At 68.4% G+C, this 14,901-nt stretch carries 15 protein-coding genes and 1 pseudogene; 4 read left to right on the forward strand and 12 right to left on the reverse strand.

Features of this window, described 5'->3' with window-relative positions:
• Positions 1–115 precede the first annotated feature (115 nt).
• From A3M1_RS0123950 to A3M1_RS0123965, 4 genes are read right to left on the reverse strand one after another with little or no spacing between them, the layout of a single operon-like run.
• Complete coding sequence (locus A3M1_RS0123950) at positions 116–1,456, reverse strand: FtsX-like permease family protein (RefSeq protein WP_018391528.1); 1,341 nt, start codon at positions 1,454–1,456, stop codon at positions 116–118.
• Positions 1,457–1,465: 9 nt separating this feature from the next.
• A complete protein-coding gene (locus A3M1_RS25375; protein ID WP_039784573.1) occupies positions 1,466–2,188 on the reverse strand; it encodes an ABC transporter ATP-binding protein in 723 nt (240 codons plus the stop codon).
• A gap of 2 nt (positions 2,189–2,190) precedes the next feature.
• Positions 2,191–2,700: a hypothetical protein gene (locus A3M1_RS0123960; RefSeq protein WP_371258796.1), complete on the reverse strand. Its 510-nt coding sequence runs from the start codon at positions 2,698–2,700 to the stop codon at positions 2,191–2,193.
• Between the two features lie 2 nt (positions 2,701–2,702).
• Positions 2,703–4,445, reverse strand: a complete 1,743-nt coding sequence (locus A3M1_RS0123965) for an alkaline phosphatase (protein WP_018391531.1) — start codon at positions 4,443–4,445, stop codon at positions 2,703–2,705.
• On the opposite strand from A3M1_RS0123965, the gene A3M1_RS26610 reads away from it, so the two are divergent.
• On the forward strand, positions 4,444–4,797 hold the full coding sequence (locus tag A3M1_RS26610) for an RES family NAD+ phosphorylase (protein WP_245261954.1): 354 nt from the start codon (positions 4,444–4,446) through the stop codon (positions 4,795–4,797). The two genes, A3M1_RS0123965 and A3M1_RS26610, sit on opposite strands and share 2 nt — an antisense overlap.
• Before the next feature lie 151 nt (positions 4,798–4,948).
• Here A3M1_RS26610 and A3M1_RS27020 read toward each other — a convergent pair.
• Positions 4,949–6,208 (reverse strand): annotated as a pseudogene (locus A3M1_RS27020) (IS3 family transposase).
• Positions 6,209–6,420: 212 nt separating this feature from the next.
• Here A3M1_RS27020 and A3M1_RS0123985 point away from each other — a divergent pair.
• A complete protein-coding gene (locus tag A3M1_RS0123985; RefSeq protein ID WP_018391534.1) occupies positions 6,421–7,374 on the forward strand; it encodes a DUF1403 family protein in 954 nt (317 codons plus the stop codon).
• A 1-nt stretch (position 7,375) separates the two neighbouring features.
• Positions 7,376–8,071: an SMC-Scp complex subunit ScpB gene (locus A3M1_RS0123990; protein ID WP_026221493.1), complete on the forward strand. Its 696-nt coding sequence runs from the start codon at positions 7,376–7,378 to the stop codon at positions 8,069–8,071.
• Between the two features lie 454 nt (positions 8,072–8,525).
• Here A3M1_RS0123990 and A3M1_RS0124000 read toward each other — a convergent pair whose 3' ends face one another.
• Positions 8,526–9,557: a fatty acid desaturase gene (locus A3M1_RS0124000; protein ID WP_018391537.1), complete on the reverse strand. Its 1,032-nt coding sequence runs from the start codon at positions 9,555–9,557 to the stop codon at positions 8,526–8,528.
• Positions 9,558–9,855: 298 nt separating this feature from the next.
• On the opposite strand from A3M1_RS0124000, the gene A3M1_RS27115 reads away from it, so the two are divergent.
• On the forward strand, positions 9,856–9,978 hold the full coding sequence (locus tag A3M1_RS27115) for a hypothetical protein (RefSeq protein WP_018391538.1): 123 nt from the start codon (positions 9,856–9,858) through the stop codon (positions 9,976–9,978).
• 185 nt (positions 9,979–10,163) lie between these two features.
• Here the strand turns inward: A3M1_RS27115 and A3M1_RS0124010 are convergent, their stop codons facing one another.
• From A3M1_RS0124010 to A3M1_RS0124035, 6 genes are read right to left on the reverse strand one after another with little or no spacing between them, the layout of a single operon-like run.
• Positions 10,164–11,372 (reverse strand): BatD family protein, encoded by a 1,209-nt coding sequence (locus tag A3M1_RS0124010; protein ID WP_018391539.1) that lies wholly within the window; start codon positions 11,370–11,372, stop codon positions 10,164–10,166.
• Entirely contained in the window at positions 11,366–11,998 is a 633-nt protein-coding gene (locus A3M1_RS0124015; protein ID WP_018391540.1) for a hypothetical protein, read from the reverse strand. Before A3M1_RS0124015 ends, A3M1_RS0124010 begins: the two co-directional genes overlap by 7 nt.
• The gene (locus A3M1_RS0124020; RefSeq protein WP_018391541.1) at positions 11,995–12,879 is read right to left on the reverse strand and encodes a vWA domain-containing protein; all 885 of its coding nucleotides are present in this window, start codon (positions 12,877–12,879) and stop codon (positions 11,995–11,997) included. Before A3M1_RS0124020 ends, A3M1_RS0124015 begins: the two co-directional genes overlap by 4 nt.
• Positions 12,876–13,817 (reverse strand): VWA domain-containing protein, encoded by a 942-nt coding sequence (locus A3M1_RS0124025; protein WP_018391542.1) that lies wholly within the window; start codon positions 13,815–13,817, stop codon positions 12,876–12,878. Before A3M1_RS0124025 ends, A3M1_RS0124020 begins: the two co-directional genes overlap by 4 nt.
• The gene (locus A3M1_RS0124030; RefSeq protein WP_018391543.1) at positions 13,814–14,155 is read right to left on the reverse strand and encodes a hypothetical protein; all 342 of its coding nucleotides are present in this window, start codon (positions 14,153–14,155) and stop codon (positions 13,814–13,816) included. The genes A3M1_RS0124025 and A3M1_RS0124030 overlap by 4 nt, the downstream gene beginning before the upstream one ends.
• Entirely contained in the window at positions 14,142–14,834 is a 693-nt protein-coding gene (locus tag A3M1_RS0124035; protein WP_018391544.1) for a DUF58 domain-containing protein, read from the reverse strand. Before A3M1_RS0124035 ends, A3M1_RS0124030 begins: the two co-directional genes overlap by 14 nt.
• Positions 14,835–14,901: the final 67 nt, after the last annotated feature.

The following is a 14,901-nucleotide window of genomic DNA, read 5'->3' on the forward strand; positions in this document are numbered from 1 at the left end:
ACGGTCAACGCCGCAAATGCCCATCGAAGCGGGGCGATGGCGATCCGATGCGCTCGCCCGAATCTATATGAAGCGAGGCGGCCGGTAGTGCACCGCATGTGGTGCGGGCAGTCTTTCAATCGCGGAGCGCCGCTGCCGGAGACTGGCGATAGGCAAGGGCGGCCGGCAGCAGGGCTGCCAGCCCGCAGGCAGCGAACAGAAGGAGGAAGGCTCCACCGTCCTCTGCAATGAAGCCCACCGGCAGCACAACCCCGGTCTGGACGGAAATCTGTCGCGCCAGCAGCAGCGCGACCCCATAGCCCAGCAGGAAGCCGGTCACGAGCCCCGCGCCCACCACCAGCACCGCCTCCAGCCAGACCATGGCAAACACCACCGCCCGCGGCGCCCCGAAGGCCCTGAGCGCGCCGATCTGGCGGCGGCGGGCCAGCACATGGATCAGCACCACCAGCAACACCGCCGCCGCCACCAGGATCTGGGCGTTCAGCGCCACGAAGGCGAGGATCTGCCGGGCGTCGCCGAGGGTGCCATAGAGGCGGGTCAGCACCTCGCCGGGAAAGACAGCAAGGGTGTGATCGGTTCGATAGGCTTGCCGGAGCCTGTAGGCGTCGGCGATGGTCCGCGGCTTCACCACGATGGCAGGCACGCCTGGCGCTGCGGGATCGGCCACGGCTGACGGCATGATCGGTGCGTCGAAGCCGGCGGCCTCGCTCTCCTGGCGGCGCTTGTAGGCGTCGGCGATGGTCCGCGGCTGCACCCTGTCAGGGGAAGCCTCGGCGGCGGCGGCGCTAGTGGCAGCCACGTCGTGGGCGCCAGCATCGGCTGCCTGCTCGTGGCCATGGCCTTCATGCCCGTAATCATCCGGCGCGTGGGTGTGCCAGACCGCCTCGATCGGCACCAGTATGGCCCGGTCCCACATCGTGCCGGTCGGCGCCAGCCTCCCGACGATCCGGTAGGTTATGGCCGTGTGAACGCCGCCATGGGCTTCAGCCATTCCATGCATGGGATGGAAGGTCTCACCGAGGGCGCGGGGAACGGCGGCGCCAATGACGGCCTCGCCGAGCCGCATGAACGTATGACCCTCCGCAATCCCGCCCAAACCGTCAACGAGCGGTTGGGTGGTGCCCACCACGGGGCGGTCATCCGAGAAATCGCCGAAGCCGACCGGCGCCGCATAGGCGACGCGCGGATCGGCCAAAAGCTCGGCCAGAACGCTGCCGGGGAGCAAAGTGAGCGGCGCCGGCTGCAGGAATACGGCAGAAAGCACCAATTGCGTCTCACTGCCTGGGGCGCCCACCACCAGATCGAAGGCCGCGGCGGCGCGCGCGCTGCCGAGCCGCAGGGCTCGCTCCTCAAGCGTGACCACAACCCCGAGCGCAGTCGCAAGTGCAATGAGCACGGCCACCGCCAGCGCACCCCAGCGATGCCGAACGAGATCTGCGGCGATGAACCGGAACATCTGCGCTTCCTAGACGGTGGGGGCGGGAGCGGCGGAACCCGGCGCGCATGCCGTCGGCATAGAAGTGGCAAGCACCAACCGCCCCGCTTCGAGATGCAGCACGCGCTCCATGCCGGCGCTGAGGCGGGCGTCGTGCGTTGCCACCAGCAGCGTCGCCCCCACCTCGCCGGCAAGCGCACGGAGCAGTTCCGCCACCGCCGCGCCCGCTTCGACGTCGAGGCTGGCGGTTGGCTCGTCGGCCACGATGATGTCAGGGCGGGCGACGAGAGCACGCGCCACCGCGACGCGCTGCATCTGACCGCGGGAGAGGGTTTCGATCTTCTGGCCGGGTCGTTCTATCCCTACCCGCTCCAGCAGCCGGCCCGCCTCGGCCCGCAGCCGTGGCGGCAGGCGAAACCGGGCCAGGCGCTGAGGCAGCAGCACATTCTCCAGGGCCGACAAGCCCGGGAACAGGTGAAACTCCTGCATGACCAGCCCCACATGGGTCGCGCGCCAGCGGTCGCGAGCGCTCTCCCCCAGGCGGCCTATGTCCGTTCCGCCCCAGGCGACGCGACCGGCGGGCGTGCGTTCGAGACCGGTCACGATATTGATGAAGGTGGTCTTGCCGGAGCCGGACGGGCCGGTGAGCGCCACATGGGCGCCGGCGGGGAGAACGAGCTCGGGGATGTTGAGCGCCGGCCGCTCCAACCCCGTGAAGCGGACGACCAGATCCCTGATGTCCAAATTCGGCATGATCAGACCTTACTGAAGGAGGCACCGACAAGGCGCAGCAGGCTGACGAAGCCGGTCGCCGGATCGGTCCAGGAGCCGACTTCCAGCCGCCCGGTCGCATCGATCGGCGCGTTGGCCTGCACGAAGGTCTGGGCGCGGTCGAGATGGATCACCACGATGTTGTCCGGCCAGTCGCTATCCGAGGAGCAGAACGGGCAGATCGACATGGGAATCTCGGTCAGCACAAAAAAATTGGCCTCGGCCTTCAGCGGCGGCGCCATGAAGCCGCGCATGGTCACGATCTGGCCGTCGAGGCTTTTCACCTTGTCCGAGAAGGTCAGGCCGAGGACGGTGACCTTGGCGTAGAGTTCGTCGAAGTCGAGCCGTGCCGCAGCCGTCGCTGGGGAACCGACCAGCCCGGCGCAGCCGGCGCCGAGGAGCAGCCGCGTGCCATGGACGACGAAGGCGCGGCGGGCCGGCGCGGCGGGCCCGGCGGGGTCCGCCGCAGGTCGGTTGCGGGAAGGATGGCTCAGGATCACTTCTGCGCCGGGGCGAGGGCAAACACCTCAACCAGGACGCGGTACACGTCGCTCTCTTCCAGGTAGCCCTTGAACGCCTCGGAGCCGGGGCCGGAAGCCTGCAGGATGCCGTCATCCACCGCATGTACAGCGGTGTCGGTGGAGCGCGGAATGTTACCGATGCGCAGCACCGCGCCCGGCGCGTCCTTATAGGCAGCGTTGGCCACGTACTCGCCCTTCTCGTTCTTGATCGCCGGGTCGAACGGGCCGTTCATCTTCGGCCGCCAGGTCTCGTAATAGTCGGGGAAATTGTTGGCGAACACGGCGAGGCGGCGCGACACGTCCACCTTGTCGGGATAGCCGTCGCCATCGGCGTCGGTGTAGTTGGGGAAGCCGGCGGCGGCGTAGACGCCCACCTTCTCGCGCATTTCCTCGCCCGGCTTGTCGTCATCGATGGTGCCGATGATGGAGACGCCATGGGTGTGGTCCGGAGTCGCCACCACCAGCGTGTCGGGATGTTCCTTGGCGAAGTCCATCGCCACCCGCAGGGCCTGGTCGAACTCGATGGTGTCGTAGAGAGCGCGGTCCCAGTCCATCGGATGCGACATCTTGTCGATGGTGGCGCCTTCCACCATCAGGAAGAAGCCGTCCGGATTTTTGGCGAGCTGGGCCAGCGCCACCTTGGTCATGTCCACCAGGCCGGGCTGGTCGGGGAACTTGTCCACCGTGCCCTTCTTCAGGAACTTGCGGTCGAGCACCGAGTCCATGTTTCCGGTGTGGAACAGGCCGAGGATCTTGCCGGCATTCGCCTGCCCCACCGCCTGCAGCGCGTCGGCGTCGGTGGCGAGGGTGTAGCCGGCCTCGGTGAAGGCCTTGATGAAGTCCTGGTCGTCCTTGCGCTTCGAGCCGGGGGTGGACTTCGGCAGGAAATAGGCCGAGCCGCCGCCGAGCACGACCTCCGGCTTCAGCGCGAACATCATCTCGACGATCTCGGCCTTGCGATCGCGCAGGCGGGTATGGGCGACCACGGCCGCCGGGGTCGCGTCCTCGACCTCGGCGGTGGTGACGATGCCCACCGACTTGCGGCCAGTGCGGGCAAGCGCCTCGGTGATGTTCTCAACCCGCGGATCGTCCAGCGGGTCCTTGGTGCGGTCGGCATAGACGCCGAGCGCGTTCACCGCCGTCTTATGGCCGGTCATGTGCGCCGACATGGTGTTGGCGCTGTCGGTGGCGATGGCGTTGGTGGACGAGGTGCCGATGAAGGCCATGTGGTCGAGATCGTCCATGGCGAGGCGGCCATTGGCCTTGCCCTCGGTCATGCCCTTGGACAGCAGGCGGGCGCCGGTGCGGTGCGCCACCGACATGCCGTCGCCGAGGAAGAAGATGATGTTCTTGGCCTTCGGGGTGTCCGGGGTGCCGTAAACGTCCCAATGCACCGTCCGGGTGTCGTTGCCGGCCTTGACTTCCACCGTGTACAGCCCGGGCGTGATCACTTTGGCCGCGCGCAGCAGCACCGCCGAGGCGTCGACGCCCTCTTCTTTCGCGATGAACGCCACATCCTTGCCGAGGATCTTGGCGGCGGGCTCGCCATTGATGGTTATCGACACGTCTTCCGCCTTCACGACACCGGCGAACTCGACCTTGAAGTCGAAAGCCGAGCCGGCAAGGATCGTGGCGCGGTCGATCGGATAGACGTTCGCCGCGTTGGCCACGCCGATGAGGCAGGTGGTGGCGGCAAGGACCGCCGCTAGAATGCGCATGGAAGGATCCCTCGTTGCACCAAGCTATCGGGCCCTGTTAGCGCCGCTCCGTGTCAGATCGATAACTAGTGCGGCGTCGCGTCGCCGGCGCGGGGGGCACGCGGAAGGCGGCCCAGAGCCGCAACCATGGCGGCGATTGCTCCCTAGGGGAGGACCGGCCGGTTCAACCGGCCGGGCGAGGCTCGCCGATCAGGCGATCACCGCCGGCTCGCGCGCCTTGCTGTTTCCCTCGCTTCGTCATCCCGGCGGCACCAACCGGGTGATCTTTCCGGCCACTATGCTCGCCGATGACAAAGTCGAGGTTCACGACCCGGACCACCGATTGCCGCGTGATCCGTCCTCTTGGGCGTAGGCCGCTCATCATGAAAGTTCGGCCGCTCAGATCTCGTCGTCACTGACGATATCCGCGTCCTGCTCCTCGACTTGCCCCTCGTCTTGCCTGAGCGCCAACGGACACTCCCCTGCCAGCCGCTTCTCCTTGGGGCTCCGTGGGCACTTCTGCATTAGTACATGTGACCTGGGAGCCTTTTCTCCTCCGGCTTAGGAGAGAGCCGAGGGTTGATGATCCGAGACCCTCTTCTGGACCGCCGGAAGCTGGAGTTTCCGGCCTGCTTCACGGCGGCAGGCTGGCTACGCCGCCGGGGTTCTGCAGCGAGATCGGGGGGCGTGTGGCCGATGGCCCCGTGCGGCCGGTCCTCATTGTAGCATCTGACCCAAGGTAGTATCTGATCCAAGCCTCGATCTTTTCGGTCGCGTCCGCAAGCGTCAGGAACCCGTGCGTGTTCAGGCACTCACTCCGGAAGCGGCCGTTGAACGCCTTGATGAAGGCATTGTCGGTGGGCTTGCCGGGCCGGAGAAATCCAGCGTCACCCCCTTCGCATAAGCCCACAGATCGAGGTCACGGGAGATGAACTCCGACCCCTGGTCGACACGGATCGTCCGTGGATAGCACACCTTGGCGCAGACCCTTTCCAGGGTCGCGACCACATGCTTGGCCCGAGAGCGAGGTGTCGGCGACCAGCGCCAGGCACTCCCGACTGAAGTCGTCGACCACGGCCAGCACCCGGAAGCGGCGGCCATCCGTGAAGGCATCCGACACGAAGTCGAGCATCCAGCGGACATTGATCCGATCCGGTACCAGCATGGGCCGCCGTGTGCCGAGCGCCCGCTTGCGTCCCCCACGCCGGCGCACCTGGAGCTTCTCCTCCCGGTAGAACCGGCGCAGCTTCTTGTGGTTCATGACGATGTCCTGGCGCCTCAGCATGACGCGGACGCGCCGCCTCACGGCAATTGCGAGCAATTGCCTGCCGGCCAAGGGATAGCCGAACCGGCGGCGCTCGGCGGCCACGGCCGGCATGGCTTCCCTCAGGGGGCATCGTCGGGACGCACACTTCGGTAGCGCACGCTGGTGCGATCAACGCCCAGCGACTGGCACGCCCGACGCTGGATCACCCCGTGCGCGGCACAGGCATGAGACACAGCTTTACGCCTTGCATCGGGCGTCACCTTGCGCTGACATCCTTCAGGATCGCGTTGTCGAGCATCTGCTCGGCCAGCAGCTTCTTCAGGCGGGCGTTCTCATCCTCAAGCGCCTTCAGCCGGCGGGCATCGGACACATCCATGCCGCCGTACTTGGCCTTGAACTTGTAGAGGGTCGCCGAGGAGATGCCGTGCTTGCGGCCGACGTCAGCGGTCTTCGCGCCTGCCTCCTGCTCCTTCAGCATCCCAATGATCTGTTCCTCTATGGACCGTGAGGCTCGCATCGTCCGTCTCCATGAGTGACGGACGCTACCTAAATCTGGACGAGGATCAGGGTCTCAGGTCAGACTTCGGACCGATGGCTCACCACTCTCTATATATAAAGAGCAGAACGACCGATAATGCAACATTATCGGATATTATTATTCTTCGACAGGGCGTGCGGTTAATTGCGCCTTTGATGGACTAAAGCGCACATGCCCGCTAGGCTTCGGCCATGAATGTCGCGCTGATTCCCCACCCCCTCGCGCCCTTCCCGGTGCCGACTGTGCCTGGCTGGGCGCTGCCGCGCGGCTCGGTAACGGATTCCGCCGAGGCTGCTTTTCTCGCCGGTGCGGCATTGAATTCCCTTGATAATCTGGTGCGATCAAATCCACCCTGGGCTGGAGCCTGGCGCCAGCGCCTCGCCCTGACAGGCGCCGCTGCCGCCATGTCCGTCGTCGGCCGCGCCGAGGACGAGGCGGGCCTGCGCGATGCGTGGCACCTGCGTCCGCCGGGCGACGATCCGGGCCCGGCCGGCCGTGTTCTCGCCGCCTGGCGCCGCCTCGCTGAGCGCTCCCCGAGTGTCGATGTGGAGACGCTGCGCTTGGTCACCGGGCAGCTGGGGATTCGCTGGAGCGAGGCATTGGCGACGCTGTCGGATCGGGTCGATGTCCTGACCCGCGCGGGGACGCCCGCGCCCTTCGCCGCTGCCGCGATCCTGCGCGCCGTCGACACAGCCGCGCCGGACGGCGAGTTGCTCGGCTGGTGGCTGGCCGACCAGGTCCTGGCGCTGCGCCTGCGCTGGCCACTGCCGGTGCCGCTGCTGATGGCGGAAGCGCAGGGCGCCGCGTTTCGCCGGGCCGGCAGGGGAGGGCGGTTGCGCCCGGCGCAGGAAGGCTTCGACACGGCCCTGTGCCTCGCCGTGGCGCAGGGAGCGGCGCGGGCCCTGCGCTGTGCGGCCGAGATTGCCCCTCGCGCGGCCCGACTGCAGGCGGTAATGCCCAAGCTGCGCGCCAAGGGGGCAGGGGAGGCGATCGCCCTTCTGCTCGACGACGACGCGGTGCCGGGCACGCTGACGACACCGACCCTCTCGCGCTGGGGCGCGCGGCGCCTGTTTGAGCGGCTGGAAGCGCTGGGGGGGGCGCGCGAACTCACCGGCCGTTCCAGTTTCAAGCTGTACGGGCTTTGACATGGCCCGCCGCGCAAAAACCCCGGTGAGCTTCGATGCCGAGCTGGCACGTCTTCCGCCTGAGCTTCGCTGGCGCGAATGGATGGGACGGGTCGAGGCGGTGATCTTCGCCTCCCCTACACCGGTGACCCGCGAGGTGCTGGCTCGCGTGGTCGGCCGCGACTGCAATCTCGACCTCATCATCGACGACATCCGCGCGGAACTGCGGGGCCGGCCCTATGAGCTGGCGGCGGTTGCAGGCGGCTGGCAGCACCGCACCCGCAAGAGCTTCGCCGAGGCGATCCAGCTGGCGACCGGGCTTGGCGCCATGGATCCCAAACCACTCTCCCAATCCGAGGCGCTGGTGCTGCTGTGCATCGGCTACTTCCAGCCGATCACCCGTGGCGAACTCGGCCAGTTTTTCGGCAAGGAGATCAGCCGCGACGTCATCGGCCACCTGCGATCCCTGGGCTTTATCGCCGCCGGCCCGCGCAGCCCCCAGCCCGGCGCGCCCCACACTTATGTGACGACACGGGAATTCCTCGGTCATTTCGGCTTCGATACCCTGCGCGATCTCCCTGACATGGAGGCGCTCGAGGACGCCGGCCTGCTCAGCAAGGACAGGCTGCTGGCGGGGGAGTTTCCGCTGGGGATGATGGAAGGGGGCGGGGAAGTCGAGGAGCTGGAAGCGGACATCGCCAGTGACGACGAGATCTGAGCGGCCGGCCTCTCTTCATGCGTGGCCTACGCCCACGAGGACGGACCACGCGGCAACCGGTGGTTCGGGTCGTGAACCTTGTCTTTGTCGTCGGCGAGCAGATTGGCCGGAAAGATCACCCGATTGGTGCCGTCGGCATGACGGAGCGAGGGAAGAAGCAGGCTGCGCAACCCTGCCGTGATCACCTGATCGGCGGGGCTCCCGTATGGCGGCACTCTGCCGCCCAGAGATCGGGATCGCAGTCCCGCGAGAGGTCTGTGACTTTGCCGAGCGTGACTTTGTAAGCGGCGAGCCTTGCCGGTGGGATCATGCGCGCGCCTGCTGGTACTCCTCTCGTCGACAGCCGTAGTTGACCCTGGCCGAAGACGACGGCGCCTGCGATCGGCCGCAGGTCGCGCATACAGCCTTTCCGCTGCGTGCGGCTTTCGCTGGCGAAGGCCCCGTAGGGGCGGGGTTATCGGTAGAGCGCGCGCATTTCCCGGAAGGAGATCAGCCGTCGCTGCCGGTCGTCCCACAGCGTCAGCCGCACGCAGCCGAAACTCTCCCAGAGCGTCAGCCGCCCGACATCGCGCAGTTCCGGATGGTCGCGCAGCACTTCCGGCAGGCGGTAATAGGGAATGCGGGCGCACAGGTGATGCACATGGTGCATGCCGATATTGGCGCTGAACCAGCGCAGAACGGCCGGCAGGTCGTAATGCGACGAGCCGTGCAGCGCCGCCTCGTGGAATTCCCAGCTCTCATTGTCGTCCCAGTGCGTGCCCTCGAACTGGTGCTGGACATAGAACAGCCAGACCCCCGCGGCCGCGCCCAGAATAACGATCGGCAGGTGGACCAGCAGGAACGGCCCGATGCCGACGGCCCACATCAGCAGCCCCGCAGCGACGGCGATGCCCAGATTGGTCGTCATCGTGCTGACCCACGGCGTCCAGCCCTTGCGGGCGAAGCCGATGGGCAGGCGGCTTTCCAGCAGGAAGACATAAATAGGACCGAGGCCGAACATCACCAGAGGGTGCCGGTACAGACGATAGCGCAGCCGCCCCCAGCGCGAGCGCGCCAGATATTCGTCCACCGTCAGCGTGTCGATGTCGCCAATGCCGCGGCGGTCGAGATTGCCGGCGCTGGCGTGGTGGATCGCATGGGCGCGCCGCCAATGATCATAGGGCGTCATCGTCAGCACGCCGATCACCCGGCCGGTCCAGTCATTGCCGGTCCGGTTACTGAAGAACGAACCGTGTCCGCAATCGTGCTGGATCATGAACAGCCGCACCAGCAGCCCCGCCGCCGGGAGGACGAGGAGCGCGTACAGCCAGAACTGATCCAGTTTCAAAGCCGTCAGCATCGCCGCCCAGGCAAGGGCAAAGGGAACGGCGGTGATGACAAGCTCGACCACGCTGCGACGCGGATCGGGCTGGCGGTAGCTCCCAAGCCGACGCGCCCAGCTTCGTGCATCGATGGTTGCGAGAATGGGGTCACCTGCCGTCGACATCCGATGCTCCGTCTCTGCGCACCTCGATCGCGCGTGTCCGGGCGGCTCGTCGATGTTCGTATAGGGGTGAGATCCTGCTGCATAGCTCAGCTAAAATGAACTATTGCGCCTAACCTTGTCGAAAGTAAGTGATGGAGACCGCTACGCGTCGGGTCACTCGAGCTGAAGCACGTTTGCTCCGATCACCGTCTAGAGGCACCGCTCGAGTGGATCGGGATGGACGACGACGGTGATCTCAAATGACTGGGCGATCAGGCTTCGGGAACCTGCAGCTTCCGGCGCTTTGCTGGCAGAAGCGATGACCCCGGCCACCGCCGCCGCGCTCGACACGCTCGCCATCAGCCTCTTCGACCGTGTCCATGCCTTCTTCATCGTGGACGCCGCATTTCGCCCTGTTGGGGTGGTAACGAAGGCGGATTAGGTCAGCCGTGCTGAGACGCGGTCTGGCTTGAAAACGTGAACCGGCCGGCGGTGAGGCGCGTCCTGACGCTGCAGCAAACGGCTGTCCGCCTTTTCCGGAGGCAGGGGGGCGACATCAGGCTTGGAAATGCCCGCTCCCGCCGGACCGGCACCGCGACGCTCGGCGGGCGGCACGACGCCGGAGTGTCATGAGCCCCCGAGGGCGTGTTTCTGCCTGGCGCGCAACGGGGGCGGCGGGTGCCTAAAAATGGCCCTGACGCTGGCTTCCAAGTCGATTTTACCTGCCTCAACGGACCGGTCATAGAGGACTGCGTCGAGTTCGGCGGTTTCACCTCCGCCCACCGGCAGGCCCAGTTGACGCCTTCGGCGAAGGTAGGCGTCCGCCGCGCGGCGGAGCGCGAAAAGGTCGCCGGAGCGGGCCGCGCGCTTTAGCCGACGGCGCGTCGGATCGACAGGTGAGAGCCGCCTTAGGGTGCGCAGAAGATGCGCCCTACGGCGCGGCGTCAGCCCGGTGATGCACAGGCTGAGCCCGGTCAATGTCCCCACGATCAGGGCTGCCAAACCTGCCCCCACGTGCCCGGCCGACAGCCGGCCGGTGCCGCTGCGATTGTCGTTGAAGCTGGCGTAGCCGAAGGGAAGGGCAGGGATTTCGGCTGTCCGCATCGCGCGGGCCACTGTGTCGAACCACGCGATGGAAACAGGCGGCAGCACGCCGGGTTCTCCGGTCTTGGGACGCAGATGCCATTCCCACACCAGCGTCGTCACCGGGCCGGCAGGCGTGGGGAGCATCTCGCGCTGTTCCGGGGCGGAGAAGCTGATGAGCCAGGGCTCCCGCATGGCCGGGCGCGCCGGCAGCATGTGCGGCAGCGTGCCCTCCGCCTTCAGCGTGACACGGCGCACCAGCGTGTCGCCGTCGCGCAGCGCGCCCGGCGCGGCTGACAGCGTGTCCTCGACCGTGAGGCTTCTGGCAGAAAGCGGCGTGCCCTCGCCGGGATAGGGAGCAACGGCAAAGCTGACCGGCGGCGCCGTCACGTCGAGCGGGGCGCGCAGGTTCTTCTCGTTGACCACGGTGAGGTGATGCGTCACCGGGCCGAGGGATAAGGTCCCGGCTCGTCGAGGGAAGACGGCGAGGCGCCGCTCGAGCACCCGGACTGTGCGTCCGTCGATCTCCTCGTCCCGCCACTGATCGCGCGCGAGTTGCATCCAGTCGTAATCCTGCGAGCCGGGGAAGCTCAGCGTCTCGAGTGCGATCCGGCTGGTATATTCGCCCCTCAGCGTTACCGGGATCATTTCACCGGCCACCGGACGCGCGCCGTCCGGCAGCAGCAGCCGCAGGCTGTCGGCACGTGCGTTACTCGCGATCAGGAGAAGAAACAGGCCGATCCATCTCACCATTTCTCGCCCTCTACCGGCCGCAGCAGGCCGAGGCCCGCGCGCCGTTCATATTCCTTGCGCAAGCGCAGGCGCAGGAATTCGCCGGGATCGTCGGCGAGCGTTTCCAGCCATGCATCGGAGGCGGCGAACCCGCGCGCCTCGATCGGCTTCTTCCAGGCGGGGTCGGGCGTGCCCGCCATGGTAGGACCCTCCGCCCGCGCCGAGGGGCCGAGACCGCCTTCGCCGGGCAGCCGCCCCGGTACCGTGGTTGCGCCGGTCGTCTTTGGCACCATGGCATCGACCAGATCGCGCAGCCGGCGCGCCTCCTCGTCCGAGGGGCTGGCGAAGAGCACGGCGTCGAAATAGGCGACCGAGAGGGCGTACCTGCCAACTGAGGCTAGCGTCAGAGCGCGGTTGAAGGTCTGGCTGCGCCCCGCCTCGGCGAAGGCGGCGTCGGCAGCGGCGTAATCGCCCGCGCGGTACAGGGCGAGCCCCCGGGCCGCCGCGTCGTCCAGCAGCCGCGCGGCCGCGCCGGGCGCCCCGCTCTGCAACAGAAGGCGTCCCCAGGCGGCGGGGCCGGCAATGAGGACGCAGGCGAGCCCGGCCACGGCGACGAGAACCAGGCGCGGGCGCAGGACAGGACTCATGCGCGCCTCCGGAAAAGGCCGAGCAGCGGCAGTCCAGCCAGGCCGGCGAGGTAGGGGCCGAGATCGAGGAACGCCAGAATCGCGAGCGCCGGGTCCCGCTCCAGCGTCCCCTGCCGCGACAGGCGACGGAGCACCGGGGCGGGAGCACTGGCGGGAGCGGCAAGGCTTGCAAGGGCTTCGAGGGCAGCAGCATCGACCGTGCCGCCCGCCGGGCCGGCCAGGGTGAGCACGGAAAGCCGCACGCCGTCGGTGGCAAGACGCTCGGCCTCCGCGCGCGTGGCGTCATCGACGCCGCCGCCGTCGGACACCAGCACGAGATCGGCATCCCGATCGCCCTGCAGCATCTGTCGGGCCAGCGCCAGCGCACTGGCGGGACGGCTTCCGCTGCCCGGCATGGTGTCGCGGCCGAGCACGCCGATCTGGCTCTCCAGCGTCGCCGGATCGGCCGTGGGCGCCGCCACTTCATAGGCTTCGCCGGAATAGAGCAGCATCCCGACCGGGCGCCCGGAGGCGGCCGTCAATATAGTGGCGGCGGCGGCCTGCGCGTCGGCGAGCGCCGGGCTCTCCGTCACCGACGGCGACATGTCGAGGGCGATCAGGACCGCCCCAGTCCCGGCGAGCAGCGGCGCGTCCGCGCGTGGCACCGCGGGGCCGCAGAGGCCGAGGCACAGCAGGGCTGCCGAGGCCAGCAAGGCCACACCCTGGCGCGGGGCTCTCCCCTGCAGATGCCCCAGCGCCCGCATCGCCGCGAACATGGCCGGCGGCAGCACCCGCTCCCAGCCCCCAGTAGCGGGGCCGCGCCGCCATTGCCACAGCGCCAGGACAAGGAGGAGCGGCAGCACTGCGAGCCACCATGGACGCAGCAGAATGAGTTCGCTCATGTCCGCCTCCATGCGGCGAGCAGCAGCACAAGAGCCAGCGCCGCGCCGCCGGGCCACATCCAGAGCGGGCGCCAGTAGCGCAATGGCGGGCGCTTCATTGGGTTCGGCTCAAGTTGATCCAGCGTCGCGGCCATGGCTTCGAGATCCGCCATGCCGCGCACCCGGAAGCTGGTGCCGCCACCGACCGCGGCGATCTCCCGCAGGGCAACGGCGTCCACGGCATCGCGCGAGGCGGGCTGATCCGCGAGATCCTCCGGGCCCAGCGCGATTGTGTGAACCCGCATCCCGTAGCCGGCCGCGAGCCGCGCCACGTCCGCCGCCTCAACCTTGCCCGACGTATCCATGCCGTCCGATAGCAGGACGACGACCTTCGACGTGGCGTCGCTCCCCATGATCCGTCGCGTCGCCAGTCCCAGCCCGTCCGATATGGCGGTAGAGCGGCCCGAAATACCGATTTGGGCGACCTCGATGGCGCGTGCCACGGAAGCGACGTCGAAGGTTGGCGGCTGCGCGACATAGGCCCTGTCGCCGAAGATCACGAGCCCGATCCGGTCGCCCTGCCGCGCCGCGACGAAGCGGCCGGCGACGCGCTTCACGGCATCGAGCCGCGAGAGCGGCTTGCCGTCGAGCACGAAGTCCTCCTTGAGCATGCTGCCAGAGAGGTCGAGGGCCAGGAGGATCTCCCGGCCCGAGGCGGTCACCACTTCGCGCGTGGCCGCGATCTGCGGGCCAGCCAGCGCCACCACCAGCGCGGTCCAGGCAGCGACGAGAACCGCTTGCCCGGCCCGATCCCCGCCCCCACGCGCCGGCAGCGCCGCGGCGAAGGCACCGGGCGGGACGCGCAGCCCAGTCTCCGCCGGTGCTCGACCGGCGAGAAGAAGACGCGCAAGCAGCGGCAGTGGAAGCATCAGTAGGGCGAGAGGAAACGCAAGCGTCATTCCCGTTCCCGCCTCGCCTTGAGTGCGATGCGCTCGACGGCTTTCGGCGAGAGCGGCGGTGCGCTGCCATAGGCCATTGCGCGCAGCTCTTCCGGCAGATGGCCGAGAAGGCGGCCGATCGCCAGCACCCGCTCCTGCGGCGGCATCCCTCGGGTGGCGCGGAGGAGCGCGCGCCGCGATGGACGGTAGGCGAAGAAGGGCGCTGCCAGCAGCGACAGCAGGGCCGCCATCAGCAGGCCAGCGCCGAACAGCAGCAGCAGGTCGGCGGCGTTCATCTGCATCAGCGCCGGCGGCAGGCGACCTTCCGGCAGGGTCATGATGAGTTCAGCCTGCGTCATGGTCGATAACCTCCAGGCTCACCTTCAGTGCCCGCAGCTGCTGCGCCAGCGGCGCGTGGTCGAAAGGGGCCAAGCGTGCGAGGCGGGTGAGCGCGCCGGCCCGGATGGGAAGCGGCCACGCCGGCGGGGAGGTCTCGAGCGGATCGAGCGGCAGCAGGAGCCGCACCCGGCGCCGGCGGGCCAGCCGGGCCAGCGCTGGCTCGTCCTCGGGTGCGAGGCCATCCGGGCCGGTGGCGAGTATCACCTCGCCACCGGGCGGAGAGAGCCGCGCGGCGCGGACGAGCGCCTCCTCCAGTGAGGGCGCCCCGCCGCCGCCCCCGAGCGCCTGGTCGTGCCGGCTGGCGAGCATATGGCTGATGCGGATCATCTGTGGCGTGCCGCCGCCCAGGGGGACGACCCCGATGCCGTCGGCGGCAACGCTGATCGCCGCCAGCGTGGCGCCCCGTGCGATAGCCTGCCACCCCTGCCGCGCCGCCAGCCGTGCCGCGCGCACCGAGCGCAGCGCGGCGCCGGTGCCCCACAACATGGGCGGGCGAAAATCCACGACCAGCAGCAGCGTGTCGTCGCGGTCCTCGTGAAAGGTGCGAATATGCGGGGCGCCGGTGCGGGCGGTGGCGGAAGGGTCGATGTGGCGGGCGTCGTCGCCCTCGGCAAAGGCGCGGATCTCGCGCAGATCCATTCCCGCCCCTCGCGGCTTGGCAGGAACGGCGCCCGGACGGCGCGAGGCGGGCTGCGATCGCCTCGTC

The organism is Ancylobacter sp. FA202 (assembly GCF_000380205.1).
Lineage (GTDB): Bacteria > Pseudomonadota > Alphaproteobacteria > Rhizobiales > Xanthobacteraceae > Ancylobacter.

Coding starts and splice junctions, on each gene's coding strand:
- A3M1_RS0124035 (WP_018391544.1), bottom strand. CDS start 14,834: ATGGATCTGCGCGAGATCCGCGCCTTTGCCGAGGGCGACGACGCCCGC.
- A3M1_RS26610 (WP_245261954.1), top strand. CDS start 4,444: ATGGAAGGATCCCTCGTTGCACCAAGCTATCGGGCCCTGTTAGCGCCG.
- A3M1_RS27115 (WP_018391538.1), top strand. CDS start 9,856: ATGACCCCGGCCACCGCCGCCGCGCTCGACACGCTCGCCATCAGCCTC.
- A3M1_RS0124010 (WP_018391539.1), bottom strand. CDS start 11,372: ATGGTGAGATGGATCGGCCTGTTTCTTCTCCTGATCGCGAGTAACGCA.
- A3M1_RS0124015 (WP_018391540.1), bottom strand. CDS start 11,998: ATGAGTCCTGTCCTGCGCCCGCGCCTGGTTCTCGTCGCCGTGGCCGGG.
- A3M1_RS0123990 (WP_026221493.1), top strand. CDS start 7,376: ATGGCCCGCCGCGCAAAAACCCCGGTGAGCTTCGATGCCGAGCTGGCA.
- A3M1_RS0123950 (WP_018391528.1), bottom strand. CDS start 1,456: ATGTTCCGGTTCATCGCCGCAGATCTCGTTCGGCATCGCTGGGGTGCG.
- A3M1_RS25375 (WP_039784573.1), bottom strand. CDS start 2,188: ATGCCGAATTTGGACATCAGGGATCTGGTCGTCCGCTTCACGGGGTTG.
- A3M1_RS0124030 (WP_018391543.1), bottom strand. CDS start 14,155: ATGACGCAGGCTGAACTCATCATGACCCTGCCGGAAGGTCGCCTGCCG.
- A3M1_RS0124000 (WP_018391537.1), bottom strand. CDS start 9,557: ATGTCGACGGCAGGTGACCCCATTCTCGCAACCATCGATGCACGAAGC.
- A3M1_RS0123965 (WP_018391531.1), bottom strand. CDS start 4,445: ATGCGCATTCTAGCGGCGGTCCTTGCCGCCACCACCTGCCTCATCGGC.
- A3M1_RS0124025 (WP_018391542.1), bottom strand. CDS start 13,817: ATGACGCTTGCGTTTCCTCTCGCCCTACTGATGCTTCCACTGCCGCTG.
- A3M1_RS0124020 (WP_018391541.1), bottom strand. CDS start 12,879: ATGAGCGAACTCATTCTGCTGCGTCCATGGTGGCTCGCAGTGCTGCCG.
- A3M1_RS0123985 (WP_018391534.1), top strand. CDS start 6,421: ATGAATGTCGCGCTGATTCCCCACCCCCTCGCGCCCTTCCCGGTGCCG.